At 32.4% G+C, this 19,574-nt stretch carries 18 protein-coding genes; all 18 read left to right on the top strand.

The genetic code is table 11. The features are described 5' to 3' along the window. Window positions 1–12 precede the first annotated feature (12 nt). The 18 genes from Q4Q40_RS16350 to hisF all read left to right on the top strand — a co-directional run bounded on the left by Q4Q40_RS16350 (window position 13) and on the right by hisF (window position 19,560). Window positions 13–1,233 carry an HD domain-containing protein gene (locus Q4Q40_RS16350; RefSeq protein ID WP_303303001.1) on the top strand — a complete coding sequence of 407 codons (1,221 nt, stop codon included), beginning with the start codon at window positions 13–15 and terminating at the stop codon, window positions 1,231–1,233. 128 nt (window positions 1,234–1,361) lie between these two features. Beyond that, window positions 1,362–2,384 (top strand): UDP-3-O-(3-hydroxymyristoyl)glucosamine N-acyltransferase, encoded by a 1,023-nt coding sequence (gene lpxD, locus Q4Q40_RS16345; RefSeq protein WP_303303000.1) that lies wholly within the window; start codon window positions 1,362–1,364, stop codon window positions 2,382–2,384. After that, complete coding sequence (locus Q4Q40_RS16340; RefSeq protein ID WP_303302999.1) at window positions 2,375–3,781, top strand: bifunctional UDP-3-O-[3-hydroxymyristoyl] N-acetylglucosamine deacetylase/3-hydroxyacyl-ACP dehydratase; 1,407 nt, start codon at window positions 2,375–2,377, stop codon at window positions 3,779–3,781. The genes lpxD and Q4Q40_RS16340 overlap by 10 nt, the downstream gene beginning before the upstream one ends. Before the next feature lie 2 nt (window positions 3,782–3,783). After that, window positions 3,784–4,569, top strand: coding sequence for an acyl-ACP--UDP-N-acetylglucosamine O-acyltransferase (gene lpxA / locus Q4Q40_RS16335; protein ID WP_303302998.1), 786 nt, complete (start codon window positions 3,784–3,786; stop codon window positions 4,567–4,569). Window positions 4,570–4,599: 30 nt separating this feature from the next. Next, complete coding sequence (gene efp, locus Q4Q40_RS16330) at window positions 4,600–5,166, top strand: elongation factor P (protein ID WP_303302997.1); 567 nt, start codon at window positions 4,600–4,602, stop codon at window positions 5,164–5,166. Window positions 5,167–5,279: 113 nt separating this feature from the next. After that, entirely contained in the window at window positions 5,280–6,230 is a 951-nt protein-coding gene (locus tag Q4Q40_RS16325; protein WP_303302996.1) for a UDP-3-O-(3-hydroxymyristoyl)glucosamine N-acyltransferase, read from the top strand. 238 nt (window positions 6,231–6,468) lie between these two features. Beyond that, window positions 6,469–7,341, top strand: a complete 873-nt coding sequence (sucD, locus tag Q4Q40_RS16320) for a succinate--CoA ligase subunit alpha (RefSeq protein ID WP_303302995.1) — start codon at window positions 6,469–6,471, stop codon at window positions 7,339–7,341. Window positions 7,342–7,480: 139 nt separating this feature from the next. Next, window positions 7,481–8,056, top strand: coding sequence for a DUF4082 domain-containing protein (locus Q4Q40_RS16315; RefSeq protein WP_303302994.1), 576 nt, complete (start codon window positions 7,481–7,483; stop codon window positions 8,054–8,056). Window positions 8,057–8,581: 525 nt separating this feature from the next. Next, a complete protein-coding gene (fabG, locus tag Q4Q40_RS16310) occupies window positions 8,582–9,328 on the top strand; it encodes a 3-oxoacyl-[acyl-carrier-protein] reductase (protein ID WP_303302993.1) in 747 nt (248 codons plus the stop codon). 72 nt (window positions 9,329–9,400) lie between these two features. Continuing rightward, window positions 9,401–11,434, top strand: a complete 2,034-nt coding sequence (locus tag Q4Q40_RS16305) for a VWA domain-containing protein (RefSeq protein WP_303302992.1) — start codon at window positions 9,401–9,403, stop codon at window positions 11,432–11,434. Window positions 11,435–11,447: 13 nt separating this feature from the next. Beyond that, window positions 11,448–12,263: a prohibitin family protein gene (locus tag Q4Q40_RS16300; protein WP_303302991.1), complete on the top strand. Its 816-nt coding sequence runs from the start codon at window positions 11,448–11,450 to the stop codon at window positions 12,261–12,263. Window positions 12,264–12,585: 322 nt separating this feature from the next. Beyond that, the gene (gene hisG / locus Q4Q40_RS16295) at window positions 12,586–13,443 is read left to right on the top strand and encodes an ATP phosphoribosyltransferase (protein ID WP_303302990.1); all 858 of its coding nucleotides are present in this window, start codon (window positions 12,586–12,588) and stop codon (window positions 13,441–13,443) included. A gap of 59 nt (window positions 13,444–13,502) precedes the next feature. After that, a complete protein-coding gene (gene hisD / locus Q4Q40_RS16290; RefSeq protein ID WP_303302988.1) occupies window positions 13,503–14,807 on the top strand; it encodes a histidinol dehydrogenase in 1,305 nt (434 codons plus the stop codon). A gap of 19 nt (window positions 14,808–14,826) precedes the next feature. After that, window positions 14,827–15,885 carry a histidinol-phosphate transaminase gene (gene hisC, locus Q4Q40_RS16285; RefSeq protein ID WP_303302986.1) on the top strand — a complete coding sequence of 353 codons (1,059 nt, stop codon included), beginning with the start codon at window positions 14,827–14,829 and terminating at the stop codon, window positions 15,883–15,885. 154 nt (window positions 15,886–16,039) lie between these two features. Then, window positions 16,040–17,173: a bifunctional histidinol-phosphatase/imidazoleglycerol-phosphate dehydratase HisB gene (hisB, locus tag Q4Q40_RS16280; protein ID WP_303302985.1), complete on the top strand. Its 1,134-nt coding sequence runs from the start codon at window positions 16,040–16,042 to the stop codon at window positions 17,171–17,173. A gap of 55 nt (window positions 17,174–17,228) precedes the next feature. Continuing rightward, window positions 17,229–17,867 (top strand): imidazole glycerol phosphate synthase subunit HisH, encoded by a 639-nt coding sequence (gene hisH / locus Q4Q40_RS16275; protein ID WP_303302984.1) that lies wholly within the window; start codon window positions 17,229–17,231, stop codon window positions 17,865–17,867. A gap of 200 nt (window positions 17,868–18,067) precedes the next feature. Next, complete coding sequence (gene hisA / locus Q4Q40_RS16270; protein WP_303302983.1) at window positions 18,068–18,802, top strand: 1-(5-phosphoribosyl)-5-[(5-phosphoribosylamino)methylideneamino]imidazole-4-carboxamide isomerase; 735 nt, start codon at window positions 18,068–18,070, stop codon at window positions 18,800–18,802. 2 nt (window positions 18,803–18,804) lie between these two features. After that, window positions 18,805–19,560 (top strand): imidazole glycerol phosphate synthase subunit HisF, encoded by a 756-nt coding sequence (gene hisF, locus Q4Q40_RS16265; RefSeq protein WP_303302982.1) that lies wholly within the window; start codon window positions 18,805–18,807, stop codon window positions 19,558–19,560. Window positions 19,561–19,574: the final 14 nt, after the last annotated feature.

Here is a 19,574-nt window from a genome sequence, read left to right as displayed (position 1 = left end):
AACTTTTCAAGTTTGAACAAACTTAAAATATTAAACGACCCAATTTACGGATTTATTACTATTCCAAATTCCCTTATTTTCGATTTAATTCAACATAAGTATTTTCAGCGTTTACGCAGGATTACACAAATGGGGATGTCTTATTTAGTTTACCCTGGAGCACATCACACCAGATTCCATCATGCTATTGGCTGTGTGCATTTAATGCAGCAAGCCGTCAAAGTACTTCGTTTTAAAGATGTTATAATTTCAGACGAGGAAGAAAAAGGGCTCTATGCTGCTATTTTATTGCACGATATAGGTCATGGTCCTTTCTCTCATGCCATGGAACATAGTATTGTTAATGATGTATCTCATGAGGACATTTCTTTGCTTTTTATGGAACAATTAAATCAAGAATTTAACGGAAGTTTAACGCTTGCCATCCAAATTTTTAAAGGAGAATACCACAGAAAGTTTCTGTGTCAGCTTATTTCCGGACAATTGGATATGGATAGAGCCGATTACTTAAAAAGGGATAGTTTTTATACTGGAGTAGCAGAAGGCAATATAAATAGTGAACGATTAATTACAATGCTTAATGTTGTTAATAATGAATTAGTAGTTGAAGAAAAAGGCGTTTATAGTGTTGAAATGTTTATTGTTGCAAGACGTCTTATGTATTGGCAGGTTTATTTACACAAAACAGGATTAGTTGCAGAACAATTATTGATTCGTGTTTTAAAACGTGCCAAAGAATTACATAAAAAAGAGGTGTCCTTAGAAGCAAGTAAAGCATTACTGTTTTTTTTAGAAAATAAAATATCAATTGATAACTTCGATAACAATACGCTTGATGTTTTTTCTCAATTAGATGATTATGATATTATTTCAGCCATGAAACATTGGCAACATCATGATGATTTTGTGCTTAGCAATTTAAGTAAAATGATAATTAACAGGGACTTGTTAAAAATTAAACTAAAAAACAAAATAATAAAAAAAGAAAGCCTTGAAAAGCATATTCAAAGTTTAATTAGTACATATAATGTAAGCAAAGAAGAAGCAAGGTATTTCGTGTTTACTGGTGAAATATCTAATCAAGCTTATCAATTAAAACACCAAGGCATAAATATTTTGCACAAGACTGGTAAAATTGAAGATATTGTTAAAGCTTCAGATCAACTTAACCTAAAAGCATTGTCTAAACCAGTAACTAAATATTACATATGTTATCCTAAGGAAGTCCTGTAGTTATTTTTTATATGGCTATAAAAAATGTGACAAATGTCAATAAAAAACAATAAGCATCTGCACATGAAATACTTTAGCACATTTTTCCTATTTTTGCGTCAATCAAACAAAAAAACAAACTTTTCAGTGTGAAATTTACAGCACAACAAATAGCAGAAATATTAGAGGGTGATATTGTTGGAAATCCAAATGTAGAAGTTTCAAAGCTATCCAAAATTGAAGAAGGCACTAATGGTTCTTTAACATTTTTATCTAACCCAAAGTATACCCAATATATATATTCTACGAAAGCTTCGGTAGCAATAGTTAATAAAAGTTTTGTGCCCGAACAAAAAATAGACACGACCTTAATCAAGGTTGAAGATGCTTACGCTGCTTTTTCTAAAGTACTTGAGTATTATAATATGGTTAAGCTTAATAAAACAGGCATAGAGAAACCTTCATTTATATCAGAATCCGCAGAATATGGGGATAATGTTTATTTCGGAGCATTCTCCTATATAGGTGAGAATGTTTTAATAGGCAATAATGTTAAGATATTTCCAAATGCTTATATAGGTGACAATGTTGTGGTTGGAGAAAACTCTATTGTTTTTTCTGGATCCAAGATTTATTCAGATACTATTATAGGACATTCATGCGTCATAAACTCTGGAGCAATAATTGGAGCCGATGGCTTTGGTTTTGCACCAAGTCAAGATGGTCGCTATAGCAAAATACCACAAATAGGTAATGTTATTTTAGAAGATCATGTAGATGTGGGAGCAGGAACAACTATAGATAGAGCTACGATGGGATCTACAATAATAAGAAATGGCGTTAAATTAGATAATCAAATTCAAATTGCTCATAACGTAGAAATAGGTAAACATACCGTAATAGCTGCACAATCAGGAATTGCTGGCTCGACTAAAATTGGTGAGTATTGCCAAATTGGTGGGCAGGTAGGTATTGCGGGGCATATTACTATTGGCAATAATGTAAAAATTCAAGCGCAATCGGGTATTGCCAGAAATGTAAAAGATAACGAAACCCTCCAAGGGTCACCAGCACTAGCTTTAAGTGACTATAATAAATCTTATGTGCATTTTAAGAACTTACCTAAGATTGTAAAAAATATTAATGATTTAGAAAAAAACAAATGGGAATAATAAATACTGAAATAAAGCAAAAAACTATTAAAGAAGAAGTTTCTTTAACAGGCGTTGGCTTACATACAGGAAAAAATGTTACTCTAACTTTTAAACCAGCTACCGCTAATTCTGGATTAGCTTTTAAACGAGTAGATTTAGAAGGCACTCCGGTGATTGAAGCCGATGTTAACTACGTCACTAATACACAACGCGGTACCTGCTTAGAGAAAAATGGGGTTATGATTCAAACTTCAGAGCATGTACTTGCTGCTCTAGTAGGTTTAGATGTCGATAATGCTATAATAGAATTGAACGCATCTGAGCCACCAATTATGGATGGTTCATCTAAGTTTTTTGTTGATGCCATTGAAAAAGCTGATGTTATAGAACTCGACGCTTTTAGAGAAGAGTTTGTTATTACAGACATTGTTTCCTATACAGATGAAGAATCTGGTAGTGAAATTTTAGTAATGCCTTCTAAAGAATACAAAATAACTACTATGGTAGATTTTGGGACTAAAGTTTTAGGAACTCAAAATGCTACTTTAAATAAAATATCTGATTTTAAAAAGGATATTTCAAATTCACGTACATTTAGTTTTTTACATGAAATTGAAATGCTTTTAGAACATGGATTGATTAAAGGAGGGGATTTAAATAATGCGATTGTTTATGTTGACAAAGCATTATCTCCAGAAACTATGGAAAAACTAAGAGTCGCTTTTAATAAAGATTCCATAGCTGTAAAACCAAATGGTATCTTAGATAATTTGACTTTACACCATCCCAATGAAGCAGCGAGGCATAAACTACTTGATGTTTTGGGAGATTTAGCACTTGTAGGCACAAGAATTCGTGGAAAAGTAATAGCAAATAAACCAGGTCACTTTGTAAACACACAATTTGCTAAAAAATTATCTAAAATAATAAAGAACGAACGTCGTAATAATGTACCAAATATAGATTTGAATAAACCGCCTTTAATGGATGTTATTCAAATTATGGCTATGTTACCACATAGACAACCTTTTTTGTTAATAGACAAAGTCTTTGAGCTTACTGATAATCATGTTATTGCTACGAAGAATGTTACTATGAATGAACCTTTTTTTGAAGGTCACTTCCCAGGAGCTCCTGTAATGCCAGGTGTCTTAATTGTAGAAGCTATGGCACAAACAGGTGGTATTTTAGTACTTAATACAGTTCCAGATCCAGAAAACTACTTAACCTTTTTCATGAAAATGGACAATGTTAAATTTAAACAAAAAGTAATGCCTGGAGATACGTTAATATTTAAATGTTCGTTAATTACTCCTATTCGTCGTGGTATTTGCCATATGCAAGGTTATGCATACGCCAATGGTAAACTTTGTGCAGAAGCAGAATTAATGGCCCAAATATCTAAAGTAAAATAAATATGAACCAACCACTAGCATACGTTCACCCAGGTGCAAAAATTGCGAAGAATGTAGTAATAGAACCTTTTACAACTATTAACAATAATGTAAAAATAGGAGAAGGCACATGGATAGGTAGTAATGTAACCATAATGGAAGGTGCACGTATTGGTAAAAACTGCAATATTTTCCCAGGTTCAGTTATTTCTGCTGTCCCTCAAGATTTAAAATATAATGATGAAGATACCACTGTAGAAATTGGTGATAATGTTACAATAAGAGAATGTGTAACTATTAATAGGGGTACCACCGACAGAATGAAAACAGTTATTGGTAATAATTGTTTAATAATGGCATACTGCCATATTGCTCACGATTGTATTGTTGGAGATAATTGTATTTTCTCTAATAATAGTACTCTTGCTGGTCATATTACAATAGGCGATTATGTTGTACTTGCAGGAATGACAGCAGTACACCAATTTGTGTCTATAGGTAATCATGCTTTCGTAACAGGAGGATCTTTGGTTAGAAAAGATGTGCCCCCATATGTAAAAGCTGCACGTGAACCTTTATCATACGTTGGTATAAATTCAGTAGGTCTAAGAAGACGTGGGTTTACGACAGAAAAAATAAGAGAGATTCAAAATATTTTTAGGATACTTTATCAAAAGAATTATAATAATACCCAAGCTTCAGAAATTATTGAAGCAGAAATGGAAGCCACAACAGAGCGTGATGAAGTCCTTCAATTTATTAAAAATTCGCATCGAGGTATCATGAAAGGGTATTTCAAATCAAATTAATTAAACCAAGTTATTTACAAAAAAGAATTTATGGCAACTACAAGCGATATTAGAAATGGATTATGTATAAAATACAATAATGATATTTATAAAATAATAGAATTTTTACATGTAAAACCAGGAAAAGGACCTGCTTTTGTAAGAACAAAAATGAAAAGTGTAACGAATGGTAAAGTTATAGATAATACCTTTTCTGCTGGTCACAAATTAGAAGATGTACGTGTTGAAACCCATAAATTTCAATTTTTATATAATGATGGTGAGTTTTATCATTTTATGAACACAGAAGATTATACGCAAATTCAATTAGCAGAATCTGCTTTAGATAATCCAAGTTTAATGAAAGAAGGAGAGGTTGTAACAGTTATTATTAATTCTGAAGACAATATGCCGCTTTCTGTAGAAATGCCAGCAAGTGTTATATTAGAAGTAACTGCAACAGAGCCAGGAGTAAAAGGTAATACCGCAACCAATGCAACAAAACCTGCAACAGTTGAAACAGGAGCAACAGTTAATGTGCCTTTATTTATAAATGAAGGAGACAAGATAAAAGTTGAAACCGAAAAAGGAACTTATAAAGAACGTGTTAAGGAATAATTCTAATTAATTTCTTTCTCTTTTAAAGATTTTTAATAAAAGAAGGGGCTTTTGGTTTTAATAAAAATCAGAAGTCCAAAAGGTTTTTACAAATACATATTTTTCAAAACTGAATGAAATTTCCACAACCACATATTTTAAAAGACATTGCTCAATTAATTGATTGCACTTTTGTTGGCGATGCAAATTTCTCCGTTTTAGGAATGAATGAAATTCATGTAGTAGAGCCAGGAGATATTGTTTTTGTTGATCATCCTAAATATTATGATAAAGCACTTGATTCTGCTGCAACCATTATACTTATTAATAAAGAAGTTGCATGCCCCTCGGGAAAAGCATTATTAATTAGTGATGATCCTTTTAGAGATTTCAACAAACTTACAAACCATTTTAAACCATTTCAATCTGCTAATAGCCAAATATCTAACACCGCAGTTATTGGTGAACATACCGTAATTCAACCCAATAGTTTTATTGGACATAATGTTGTAATCGGAGATCATTGTGTGATACATTCTAATGTAAGCATTTACGACGATGCCGTTATCGGAAATAATGTTACCATTCATGCAGGAAGCGTTTTAGGAGGTAATGCCTTTTATTATAAAAACAGACCAGAAGGCTACGATCGATTAAAATCTAGTGGTCGTGTTGTTTTAGAAGACCATGTAGATATTGGAGCTGGATGCACCATCGATAGAGGGGTAACTGCAGATACGACTATTAAAGAAGGAACAAAAATTGATAATTTAGTTCAAATAGGGCATGATACAGTTATTGGAAAAAAATGCTTAATTGCATCTCAAGTAGGAATTGCTGGTTGTGTTGTTATTGAAGATGAAGTCACTATTTGGGGTCAAGTTGGTATTACCAGTGGTATAACCATTGGAAAAAAAGCGGTCATATCTGCAAAAGCAGGCGTTAGTAAATCATTAGAAGGTGGCAAAAGTTATTTTGGAATTCCAGCTGATGATTTCCGTTCAAAATATAAAGAAATTGCAGCTATAAGAAAGATTCCTGAGATATTTGACAGATTAAAAGAACAAGATAAAAATAAAGCTTAAAGTCTGTTTTAGATTTTCTGACTAGACCTTTTTATAGGCTATTATTTTTAAACATGGCCCAAGTTACGGTTCAAAATTTTAACAAAATAATGCGCAAAAAGGGGCATAAAAAGATAATTGACGAAATTTTAAACAGGACTCTTAATACTTCTAAAAATAAAAGTGCGTTTTTACTTTAAATTTTTAATACAAAAAATTACATTTGCTCAATAAATTAATAAACGACAAATAATCTCCTATGAGTGTTTTAGTAAATAAAGATTCAAAAATTATAGTTCAAGGGTTTACAGGAAGTGAAGGTACATTTCACGCTAGCCAAATGATTGAATACGGAACCAATGTAGTTGGAGGTGTAACACCAGGTAAAGGAGGGCAGACGCACTTAGATAAACCTGTTTTTGATACCGTTTTAGAAGCTGTTCAAAAAGTTGGAGCAGATACAACTATTATTTTTGTACCACCGGCTTTTGCTGCCGATGCGATTATGGAAGCTGCCGATGCTGGTATTAAAGTTATTATTACAATTACAGAAGGCATTCCAGTTGCAGATATGATCACTGCATCTAATTATATAAAAAATAAAGCGTGTCGCCTAATTGGACCTAACTGCCCTGGAGTAATTACCCCAGAAGAAGCTAAAGTTGGCATCATGCCAGGTTTTGTTTTCAAAAAAGGTAAAGTAGGTATTGTTTCTAAATCGGGAACACTTACTTATGAAGCTGCAGACCAAGTTGTAAAACAAGGATTAGGAATTACTACGGCCATTGGTATTGGTGGTGATCCCATTATTGGAACCACAACTAAAGAAGCTGTTGAATTGTTAATTAACGATCCAGAAACTGAAGCTGTTGTAATGATTGGAGAAATAGGTGGGCAATTAGAAGCAGATGCTGCAAATTGGTATAAAGCAAGTGGAAGTAAAAAACCAGTTGTTGGTTTTATAGCTGGTGAAACAGCTCCTGCTGGTCGTACTATGGGACATGCTGGTGCTATTGTTGGAGGAAGTGATGATACTGCACAAGCAAAAAAGAAAATTATGAAAGCTTGCGGAATTCATGTGGTAGATTCTCCTGCCGAAATTGGAAAGAAAATAGCAGAAGTATTAGGGTAAATAAACCTAGTAATTCTTTAAAATATAAATCCGTTGACTTAGATAAGTCAGCGGATTTTTTTTTGCAATAAAATAAAATATGGGGTAACAAAAATGTGATCTAATTGATATACTAGCATAAAGCTAAAAATTAGGAATCATGAAAGCACAAAAAATAATATTAGGACTACTAATCATAGGATCATGCTTCAGTAGCTGTTCTAAAAATGATGATGATGTAGAAATTATTGAAAGCATACCTGAATACCCGATGAAATCACTAATAGAAAGTGGGCACATGCAAGTAAACTATCAAAAAGTAGATGGACCGAGTACCTTTGAGATTGGTTACAAATTTAAATCATTCAAAAATGGAACAATAACAGCATTAGGTATTCGTGTGCCAAATAACGGTGTGTATCGGGTAACATTGTGGCATATAGAAACCGAAGAAATTTTAGTAACAACAGATATTACTTCAAGCTCTGGTTTATTGTCTTTTGAAGATATAGCCCCAGTTGCCATTAATTCTGGAACAGCATATTTTGTTTCTGTTAATACTAACGATTATTACCAGTTTACTAATTCAGGAAATGATTTATTCCCTGTAGAAATAGGGAACATGTTAATTTCTGGTTATGGTTCTAACTTCGGAACAAGTCAAACCTTACCTGCAACGTTTTCAGAAACATCATATCTTGGAATGGTAGATATTAAATTTACTGCAAATAATTAAAATACTTATCCATTATAAGAAACTGTTTAATTTTTTAGTTTGTTTTGTTATTTTGCCCTGACTGAAAACTTAATACCACCCAAACTAATTCCAAAAAACAAAACTTAAACAGTTTCTAAATTTATCATAAGCCTCATAACCTGAGTTCTACATAAGGAAAATGAGGCTGTTTTTGTAAAATACTGTCTATAAGATATTTATCTTAATAAAGTAAATTTTAAATATCTGAAACATATTCAACTCTATTAGTTTCAAGCTAAAAACCAATAAACATACCACTTCCTTCCTTAAATTATCATAAACTAGCTAGTTAGTCTATAATAATTATAAGTGGAATCTAGCATATTCATTGACTTTTATCTATGATCCTTACATCGAACTCAGGTTCATAAAATCTTGTGAGGTTTTTTTATTTGGTACAACTTGTATTTGTTATATTTGAATTCAAAAATAATTAACAACTTTGCTTACGAATCACATAAATGAAATTTATACATTCGTGATATTAAAATAAATAATAAATACATGAAATTGTTAGAAGGAAAAACAGCCATAGTAACTGGAGCAAGTCGTGGCATTGGTAAAGGTATTGCTCAAACATTTGCTAATCAGGGAGCCAATGTAGCATTTACATACAGTTCGTCTGTAGAAGCAGCAAACGCATTAGAAGCCGAATTGAACGCACTAGGAGTAAAAGCAAAAGGATACCAAAGTAATGCGGCTAGTTTTGATGAAGCGCAAAAATTAGCCGAAGCTGTTGTTGGTGAATTTGGAAGCATCGATATTTTAGTAAACAATGCAGGTATTACAAAAGATAATTTATTAATGCGTATTAGCGAAGAAGACTTTGATACTGTTATAGAAGTCAACCTAAAGTCTGTTTTTAATATGACGAAAGCGGTACAACGCACCATGTTAAAACAACGTAAAGGTTCTATAATAAACATGAGTTCTGTAGTTGGAATAAAAGGTAATGCCGGACAAACTAATTATGCGGCTTCTAAAGCTGGAATAATAGGATTTTCTAAATCGGTAGCCTTAGAATTAGGGTCTAGAAATATTAGAAGCAACGTGGTTGCTCCTGGATTTATTGAAACTGAAATGACTGCTAAACTCAGTGAAGACATATTAAAAGACTGGCGTGCTGGAATTCCTTTAAAACGTGGTGGCACACCAGAAGATATTGCCAATGCTTGTGTCTTTTTAGCTAGCGATATGAGTGCTTATGTCACAGGACAAACACTTCATGTTGATGGAGGTATGCTGACTTAATTTTAGATTTACGAATGAATCACGGTTTTTGAATTCAAAAATCGACAATCAAAAAAAAATCGGCAATCTAGAATGCATACAGAAACGATTATTTATATCATACTTGCTGGAATAGTAGCTATTTTATTAGCGGTTTTTCAGTATTATAATAAAAAGAAAAGCATGTCTAAATTAAACATGCTTTTCTCTTTTTTAAGATTTCTTAGTATTTTTTCTGTTCTTTTATTACTAATAAACCCAAAATTTGAACAAGTTAGTTTTTCTATTGAAAAACCAAATTTGGTTGTTGCAATAGATAACTCAAGTTCTATAAAACATCTTAACCAAGATACACATGTCATTAATTTGATTGAAACAGTATCTAATGATGCAGGATTAAATAATAAATTTAATATAGACCTATATACATTCGGCGAATCATTTAAAGTTTCAGATTCTACAACCTTCTCAGAGAATCAAACGAATATTAACAACGCCTTCAAACAACTATCTCAAATATATAGAGGAACCACAGCACCTACGTTAATAATATCAGACGGTAATCAAACTTATGGTAACGATTATCAGTTTACTGCATCCACATACAAACAAAGTATTTACCCTGTAATATTAGGAGATACAGTAACTTATACCGATTTAAAAATCAAACAGCTAAATGTAAACAAGTACGCCTATCTAAAAAACAGGTTTCCTATAGAAGCTATCCTGGTTTATAATGGAAATAAAACTATAAATTCTCGTTTTCTGGTAACAAAAGGCCATACAACTGTTTACTCTCAACCCATTAGTTTATCAAAAGAAAACAACTCTAAGATTATTAACTTTACATTACCAGCCAATAGTGTTGGTGTAAGTAGCTATAAAGCAACTATTGTTCCAATCGAAAATGAAAAGAACACGGTTAATAATTCTAAAAACTTTGCGGTAGAAGTTATCGATCAAAAAACAAAAATAGCTATTGTTAGCGATTTTTTGCACCCAGATTTAGGTGCTTTTAAAAAGAGTATTGAAAGCAATGAACAACGCGCTGTTACGCTTTTAAAACCAAAAGAAATATTAAATCAAATTAATGATTTTCAGTTAATTATAATAAATCAACCAAACTATAGGTTTAAAGATCTGTTTGACATTTTAGAAAAAGAAAACAAGAATCATTTTACTATCGTAGGAACTAAAACCGATTTAAATTTCTTAAATAAAAACAAGCAGAATTTTTTACATGAAAAAACAAGCCAAACCGAAAACTATCAAGCAGAATTTAACACTAATTATTCACCTTTTATAGTAGATAATATCAACTTTGAATCATTCCCGCCTTTAAACTCAAATTATGGATCTGTATCTTTTACAACACCATTCGAATCCATTTTAAATAAACGTATTAATGGAATTTCAACAAACGAACCTCTATTAGTAACTTATGAAACGAATGGTAGGAGAGAAGGCGTATTGTTTGGCGAAAATATTTGGCAATGGCGAGCACAAAGTTATATTAACAATCAATCATTTAATCAATTTGATAACTTTTTAGGAAAACTTGTGCAATATTTAGCTTCAAATAAAAGAAAAAACAGATTAAATATTGATTATGAGTCTTTTTATAACGGAAGCAGCAATATTATAATTAAAGCAGAATTCTTTGATAAAAATTATGTTTTTGATACACGAGAAACCCTTAATATTTCCGTAACAGATAACATTTCAAAAGAAAATAAAACCTTCCCTCTTATTCTTAAAGGTAATAATTTCCAAGTAGACCTAAGCAGCTTAGCGCCTTCAAACTATAGCTTTACGGTAAAAGCTACTAATGAAAATATAGCCAAATCTGGGAACTTTCAAATTTTAGAATACAACGTTGAGCAACAATTTTTAAATGCCAATGTAACAAAACTGCAACAATTAGCTACTAACAGTGACGGTAAGAGTTATTTTATTGATAATACTAAGGATTTAAAAACCGATTTATTAAACGATAATCGTTTTGTTTCTATTCAAAAAAGCAATAAAAATATCATACCTTTGATAGATTGGAAATATCTACTCATCATACTGGCTTTAAGCTTAGGTCTAGAGTGGTTTATTAGAAAATATAACGGATTAATCTAAATTAAAATAAATAATGGAAAAATTACCAAAAATTGCATTACCTGTAATTATTGTTGCAATTATACTTGTTGTAATATTAGCAAAATCGGCTGTAACTATAGGTTCTGGTGAGGCAGGCGTTCTATACAAAACATTCGATAATGGAGTTGTTACAGATGCCCCCCCTTTAGGAGAAGGGTTTCATATTGTAGCACCATGGAATAAAGTTATAATTTATGAAGTACGTCAACAGGAACTTTTCGAAAAAATGAAAGTACTTTCATCTAATGGACTTGAAATTCAAATTGATGCTTCAGCATGGTATGAGCCTATTTACAATGATTTAGGAAACTTGCACCAATCATTAGGAGAAAATTATTTACAACGTGTTATTCAACCAGCTATTCGTAGTGCTGCTCGTAGTGTTGTTGGACGTTACACGCCAGAGCAATTATATTCTAGTAAGCGTGACGCTATTCAAGATGAAATTTTTGCTGAAACGAAAAAGATTCTTGATAAACAATATGTACAATTGAATGAAGTATTAGTAAGAGATGTTACTTTACCAAATACCATAAAAGAAGCTATTGAACGTAAACTAAGGCAAGAACAAGAGTCTTTAGAATATGAATTTAGATTGGTTACAGCTGCAAAAGAAGCAGAAAAAGTAATTATTGAAGCGCAAGGTAAAGCAGATGCTAACCGTATTTTAAGCGCGTCTTTAACAGATAAAATTCTTCAAGATAAAGGTATCGAAGCAACCATTAAATTATCAGAATCACCAAATAGTAAAGTTGTAGTTATTGGTTCTGGAGATAGCGGAATGCCTATTATACTTGGAAATCAATAGGGCTGAATTAAATAATTTAAGATTTTTGCTAATATTTTAAACATTTTTGATTTTTTTTTAGCTAAAAACATATAATATTTATTTGAGATAAAAATTGTTACTATAATTTGGAATTATAAATATAAATTATAGATATTTGCAGAAATAAAACAAAACATGACCTTTATTCAATTACATCATCATCATTTTCATATTTGCTCTCAAGCGAACTGAAAATGTATTGAATAAAATCAACATATTTTTTAAACCCGTTTGAGACAATCAAGCGGGTTTTTTAGTTTTAATTCCAAATTGATTGTTTCAAACTCATAAAAACAACAAAATGAGTAAATTAAGAATTGCAGTGCAGAAATCGGGTCGTTTAAACGAAGATTCGATGAGAATTTTAAAAGACATCGGTATATCTATCGATAATGGAAAAGATCAATTAAAAGCATCAGCCAGAAACTTTCCAGTAGAAGTATTTTACCTAAGAAACGGGGATATCCCACAATATCTTAAAGATGGGGTAGTAGATGCCGCTATTATTGGAGAAAACGTTCTAATTGAAAAAGGTAATGACATTCGTGTTGCCGAAAAATTAGGATTTTCAACCTGTAGAGTTTGTATCGCTGTACCAAAGTCAGTTGACTATAAAGGTATAAAAGATTTAGAAGGCAAACGTATTGCGACCTCTTATCCAAACACCGTTAAAAGCTATTTAGAAAAGAATAATATTTCTGCTAACCTACACATTATTAATGGTTCGGTAGAAATAGCTCCAAACATTGGGCTAGCAGATGCTATTTGTGATATTGTTTCTAGTGGAAGTACCTTGTTTAAGAACAACTTAAAGGAGGTTGAAATGATTTTAAAATCTGAAGCAGTATTAGCTGTTTCTCCGATTCTTAATGAAGAAAAGCAGGCTATTCTTGATAAAATTCAGTTTAGAATTCAATCCGTATTAAAAGGAAGACAATCAAAATATATTTTATTGAATGCTCCTAACGAAAAAATCCAGGATATTATTAACGTATTGCCAGGTATGAAAAGCCCAACCGTTTTACCTTTAGCACAAGAAGGATGGAGTTCTGTACATTCCGTTATAAGCAAAAATGAATTTTGGGATGTTATTGATGAATTAAAAAATAATGGTGCTCAAGGTATCTTAGTTTGTCCTATTGAAAAAATGGTTGTTTAGATATTTTTTTCATTTCCGCAAAAAACGGAAATCTCATAATACTAAGAAAAATACGAATTATGCAAATTATAGATAATCCTAATAGAAGCAGTTGGTTCGACATATTAAAACGTCCTACACAGACAGTTAATGATATTGAAGGTATTGTAAGCGATGTTTTTAATGATGTCATTAAAAATGGTGATGCAGCCATAAATAAATACACAACACGTTTTGACGGCATTGATTTACAATCCAATATAGTTACTAAAGAGGACATAAAAAAAGCGATAGAAAGTGTTCCTGAAAAACTTCAAAGCGCTATTAAAAATGCTAAGAAAAACATTGAAGCCTTCCATACAGCACAAAAAACATCTAAAGTAGCTGTAGAAACTACAAACGGGGTACAATGCTGGCAAGAAAAACGCCCCATCGAAAAAATAGGTTTATATATTCCTGGAGGTACAGCCCCTTTATTTTCAACGGTTTTAATGTTAGCAGTTCCAGCTCAAATTGCTGGTTGTAAAGAGATTGTTTTATGCTCACCACCAAATAAAGAAGGCGAGTTAGCACCAGAAATTCTTTTTGCTGCAGAACTTTGTGGTGTCACAAAAATCGTTAAAGTTGGAGGTATACAAGCCATTGCGGGATTAACATTTGGAACAGAGACCATTTCTCAGGTTTATAAAATTTTCGGACCAGGAAATCAATTTGTTACCGTTGCAAAGCAATTAGCCACTAAACATGGCGTAGCTATCGATATGCCAGCAGGACCAAGTGAATTGTTGGTTGTAGCCGATGGTGATGCCAATGCATCCTATATAGCTTCAGATTTACTAAGTCAGGCAGAACACGGCGCAGACAGTCAGGTTATTTTAGTATCGACATCTAAAAATTTAATTAGCTCAGTTTCAGAAGAAATTGAAAAACAAATTAAAGAATTACCAAGACAAGCGATTGCCGAAAAAGCGATTACCAACTCTAAATTAATTTATATAGATAATGATGCGCGAGCACTCGATTTAATCAATGAATATGGTCCAGAACACTTTGTCATCTGTACTAAAAATGAAGATTTCTATGTAAATGGGATAACTAACGCTGGCTCTGTTTTTATAGGAGATTACACACCCGAAAGTGCTGGAGATTACGCTTCTGGAACAAACCATACCTTGCCGACAAATGGATTTTCGAAAGCTTATTCTGGGGTTAACTTAGACAGTTTCTTAAAGAGTATGACCTTTCAGAAAATATCAAAAGAAGGTTTGTTAAATATAGGAGAAACTATCGAGTTAATGGCAGAAGCTGAAGGCTTACAAGCACATAAAAATGCAGTGTCAATTAGATTAAAAGATATCATTCCTGCAAAGACAGGAACCTCATAAATCCAGCTTTAAAATTAAAATGAAAACTACAAATTTCAATATAGACAACTTAATAAGACCTAGCATTAAGGCTTTAAAACCTTATTCATCAGCAAGAGATGAATTTCAGGGTACTAGCGATGCTATGGTGTTTTTAGATGCCAATGAAAATCCATTCAATAATGGCGTAAATCGTTATCCAGATCCTCAGCAAGGGGATGTTAAGGCTATACTTTCAGAAATTAAAAATGTTAATTCAAAACATATCCTTTTAGGAAATGGAAGTGACGAAGTATTAGATCTTATTTTTAGAGCGTTTTGCGAACCAAATAAAGACAACATCATTATATTGCCCCCAACATACGGTATGTACAGTGTATTAGCTAATATTAATGCTATTACCATTAAAGAAGTGCAACTATCGGACAGTTTTCAACCGCAAGTTGAAGAAATATTAAACATTACAGACGGTAGTAGTAAAATCCTTTTCCTCTGTTCACCAAACAATCCTACAGGGAACAGTTTTTCAAGCGAGTCGATTGAAACACTGTTAAATAAATTTAAAGGAGTGGTTGTAATTGATGAAGCATATATTGATTTTTCAAAAGAAAAAAGTTGGATTGATCGCTTAGAGGAATTCCCTAACTTGATAGTAACTCAAACCCTGTCTAAAGCCTATGGAATGGCTGGAATCAGATTAGGAATATGTTATGCCTCCACCAAGATTATTTCAGTTTTAAACAGAATAAAACCGCCCTATAATGTTAATGAACTAACACAGCAAAAAGCCATTCAACAGTTAAGCATAAAAGATTTGGCAACAAATCAAATTAATGGTATTCTAAAAGAACGTGCTAATTTAATTTCAGAATTGCAATCTGTGAGTTTTATTTCAAAAATTTACCCCTCGGATGCTAATTTTGTTTTAGTAAAAGTTGATGATGCCTCTAAACGTTATGATCAACTTATAGACAAGGGCATTGTTATTAGAAATAGAACCACGCAACCTGGTTGTGAGAATTGTTTAAGGTTAACAGTTGGCACAAAAGAGGAAAATACGATATTAATAAAAAACCTTTTATTAATATCGAAATCCTGAGTATGAATGGATATTAGAAATGCAATTTAGGAGTAGATTGTTATTCCTGCAAAGGCAGGAATCCATTATAGAAAGTTTAAGTTTAAATTAAAAAAGTTCCTGCCAAGTTTATCTTGAGCGATAATCGAAAGGCAGGAATGATATGATAACAAAGATGAAAAAAGTATTATTCATAGACCGGGACGGAACCATTATCAGAGAACCTGCAGATGAGCAAATCGATTCGCTTGAAAAGTTAGAGTTTTACCCTAAAGTATTTCAATATTTAGGTAAAATAGCTAAAGAATTAAATTATGAAATTGTGATGATCACTAATCAAGATGGATTAGGAACAGAAGCATTTCCAGAAAGTGATTTTTGGCCTATTCATAATTTTATTATTAAATGCTTTGAAGATCAAGGAATTGTTTTTAAAGAACAGTTTATAGACAGAACTTTTGCAAAAGACAACGCTCCTACAAGAAAACCAAATACAGGTTTGCTAACAAAATATTTTTCTAACGATTACGATTTAGAAAACTCTTTTGTAATAGGAGATAGGCTTACAGATATTGAATTAGCAAAAAACTTAGGAGCCAAAGGTGTTTTTATAAACGATGATACCAATTTGGGTACTGATGAAATCACTGTAAAAAGAGAGCAATTAGATGCCTATATCGCTTTAGAGAGCAACGATTGGGAAAATATCTACGCCTTTTTAAAAACAAGCGCCCGCACTGGAGAGATTATTAGAAATACAAATGAAACAAAGATTGCTATTCAAGTTAATCTCGACGGAACGGGAAAAAGTAATATAGATACAGGGCTTGCTTTTTTTGATCATATGTTAGACCAAATAGCACGTCACGGACAGTTAGATTTAAATATTAAAGTTGATGGCGACTTAGAAGTTGATGAGCACCACACTATTGAAGATACAGCTATTGCATTGGGTGAATTATTTAACACCGCTTTAGGTAATAAATTAGGCATAGAACGTTACGGTTTTTGCTTACCCATGGACGATTGTTATGCACAAGCTGCTATTGATTTTGGAGGAAGAAACTGGCTTGTTTGGGAAGCAGACTTTAAACGAGAAATGATTGGAAAAATGCCAACAGAAATGTTTTATCATTTCTTTAAATCCTTTACAGACGGCGCAAAATGTAATTTGAATATTAAAGCCGAAGGACAAAACGAACATCATAAAATTGAGGCTATTTTTAAAGCTTTCGCAAAAGCTATCAAGATGGCGGTAAAGCGCGATGTAGAAAAAATGATTTTGCCATCAACTAAAGGAATGCTGTAAAAGCCCATCCCAACCTTCCCTAAAGGAAGGCTTTATAAACGGATAAAAATATAAAATGAGTAAAATAACAGATCAGAATAATAGTTCTTCCTCTTTGAAGAAATTAGATGAGGCTTCTATTGTAATAATAAATTACGGTGCAGGAAACATTAAAAGCATTCAATTTGCTTTTAAACGCTTAGGCGTTGATGCTGTTTTATCAAACGATCCAGATGAAATTTTAGCCGCAGATAAAATTATTTTCCCTGGTGTTGGTGAGGCAAGTACTGCTATGGCCATGTTACAAAAAAGTGGTTTAGATAAACTAATACCAACCTTAAAACAACCCGTATTAGGGATTTGTTTAGGTATGCAATTACTATGCGAATCAACCGAAGAGGGTAATACAAAAGGCGTAGGCATCTTTAAAACTAAAGTGAAACGTTTTAACAACGATGTAAAAGTGCCACAAATGGGTTGGAATGTTATTAAAGACCTAAAATCCGATCTATTTTCTGGAATTAAAGAAAATGAATATATGTATTTAGTACACAGCTACTATGCCGAAGATTGTGAAGAAACCATTGCAAAAACGGACTATGGCATTAATTATGCCTCAGCTTTGCAACACAATAATTTTTATGGTGTGCAATTTCACCCAGAAAAGAGTAGTTTAGCAGGAGCAAAGATTTTACAAAATTTTATAGAACTGTAAATTAAAATTTCTTTGATAAATAAGTGAGTAAAAGAAATGAAAGGATTAAAATTGAAACTAATAAAAAATCGTAAAACTCAATGAATTGTGAAGCTATTCCTTCAACCACTACAATCGAGATAATAAAACGAAAAGCTAAGTTTTTAATTAAATCCACATTGTCAAATATATAATAATTAGTGACTTAAAATCATTCAAAGATGAGAATTATACCAGCGATAGATATCATAGAAGGTAAATGTGTAAGGTTAACAAAAGGAGATTACGAAACTAAAAAAATATACAATGAAAACCCTTTAGAGGTCGCAAAGATGTTTGAAGACTCTGGCATTGAATACTTACATTTGGTAGATCTAGACGGCGCAAAAGCGAAACATATCGTGAATTATAAAGTGCTAGAACAAATAGCCTCAAAAACAAATCTCAAAATAGATTTTGGTGGCGGATTAAAGGCGAACGAAGATTTACACATTGCTTTTAATTCTGGTGCAAAACAAATTACAGGAGGAAGTATTGCCGTTAAAGACCCAGAAATATTTGAAGGTTGGATTAATAAATACGGTGCTGAAAAAATTATTTTAGGAGCCGATAGCAACAATGGGAAAGTGTCTATTAGTGGCTGGATGGAGCAAAGTAAAGAAGACGTTATTCCGTTTATTAAATCATATCAGAAAAAGAGCATTAAATACGTTATTTGTACCGATATTTCAAAAGATGGTATGCTTGAGGGCCCTTCTATAGATTTATATAAACAAATCATCTCAGAATGTTCAAATAGTAGCAGCGATCAATCTATTAAGCTAATAGCTTCTGGAGGGATTTCATCTATTGACGAATTACCTGTTTTAAAAGAAATTGGTTGCGAAGGGGTTATTATAGGAAAAGCTATTTACGAAAATAGAATAAGTCTTTTCGAATTAGAAAAATTTGTATAAACATGCTAACAAAAAGAATTATACCCTGTTTAGATATTAAAAACGGACGAACAGTAAAAGGCGTTAATTTCGTTGATTTGCGTGATGCTGGGGATCCTGTAGAATTAGCAAAACAATATGCTGATATAGGAGCAGATGAATTGGTTTTTCTTGATATTTCGGCAACCCTTGAAGGACGTGCTACTACTTTAGATATGGTATTACACGTTGCAGAACAAGTAAACATTCCATTTACAGTTGGGGGTGGTATATCTTCTATTGAGGATGTGGATGCCTTGTTAAAATGTGGTGCAGATAAAGTCTCAATAAATTCATCAGCTGTTAAAAGACCTGAACTTGTTAATGAATTATCAAATAAATTTGGAAGCCAATGTGTGGTGGTTGCTATTGATGCTAAAGAAGTAGATGGCCAATGGAAAGTTCATTTAGCAGGCGGAAGTATTCCAACAGAAATTGATTTGTTTGAATGGGCAAAAGAAGTAGAACAACGAGGTGCAGGAGAAATTCTGTTTACCTCCATGAATCATGATGGTACCAAAAATGGATTCGCTAATAAAGCTTTAGCTAAGTTGTCTGAAGCATTAAACATTCCTATTATTGCCTCTGGCGGTGCAGGAAGTGTACAACATTTTATAGACACCTTCAAAGAAGGAAAATCTGATGCCGCTTTAGCCGCAAGTGTTTTTCATTTTGGTGAAATTCCAATTCCAGACTTAAAAAAAGAATTAAAAGAGAACAATATAGAAGTACGACTATAATCCTTTTAGCCCAA

Source organism: Flavivirga jejuensis, from assembly GCF_030540765.1.
GTDB classification, from domain to species: domain Bacteria; phylum Bacteroidota; class Bacteroidia; order Flavobacteriales; family Flavobacteriaceae; genus Flavivirga; species Flavivirga jejuensis.
The sequence above is the reverse complement of the archived record's forward strand: the minus strand, read 5'-3'. Positions and strand labels throughout refer to the sequence as shown.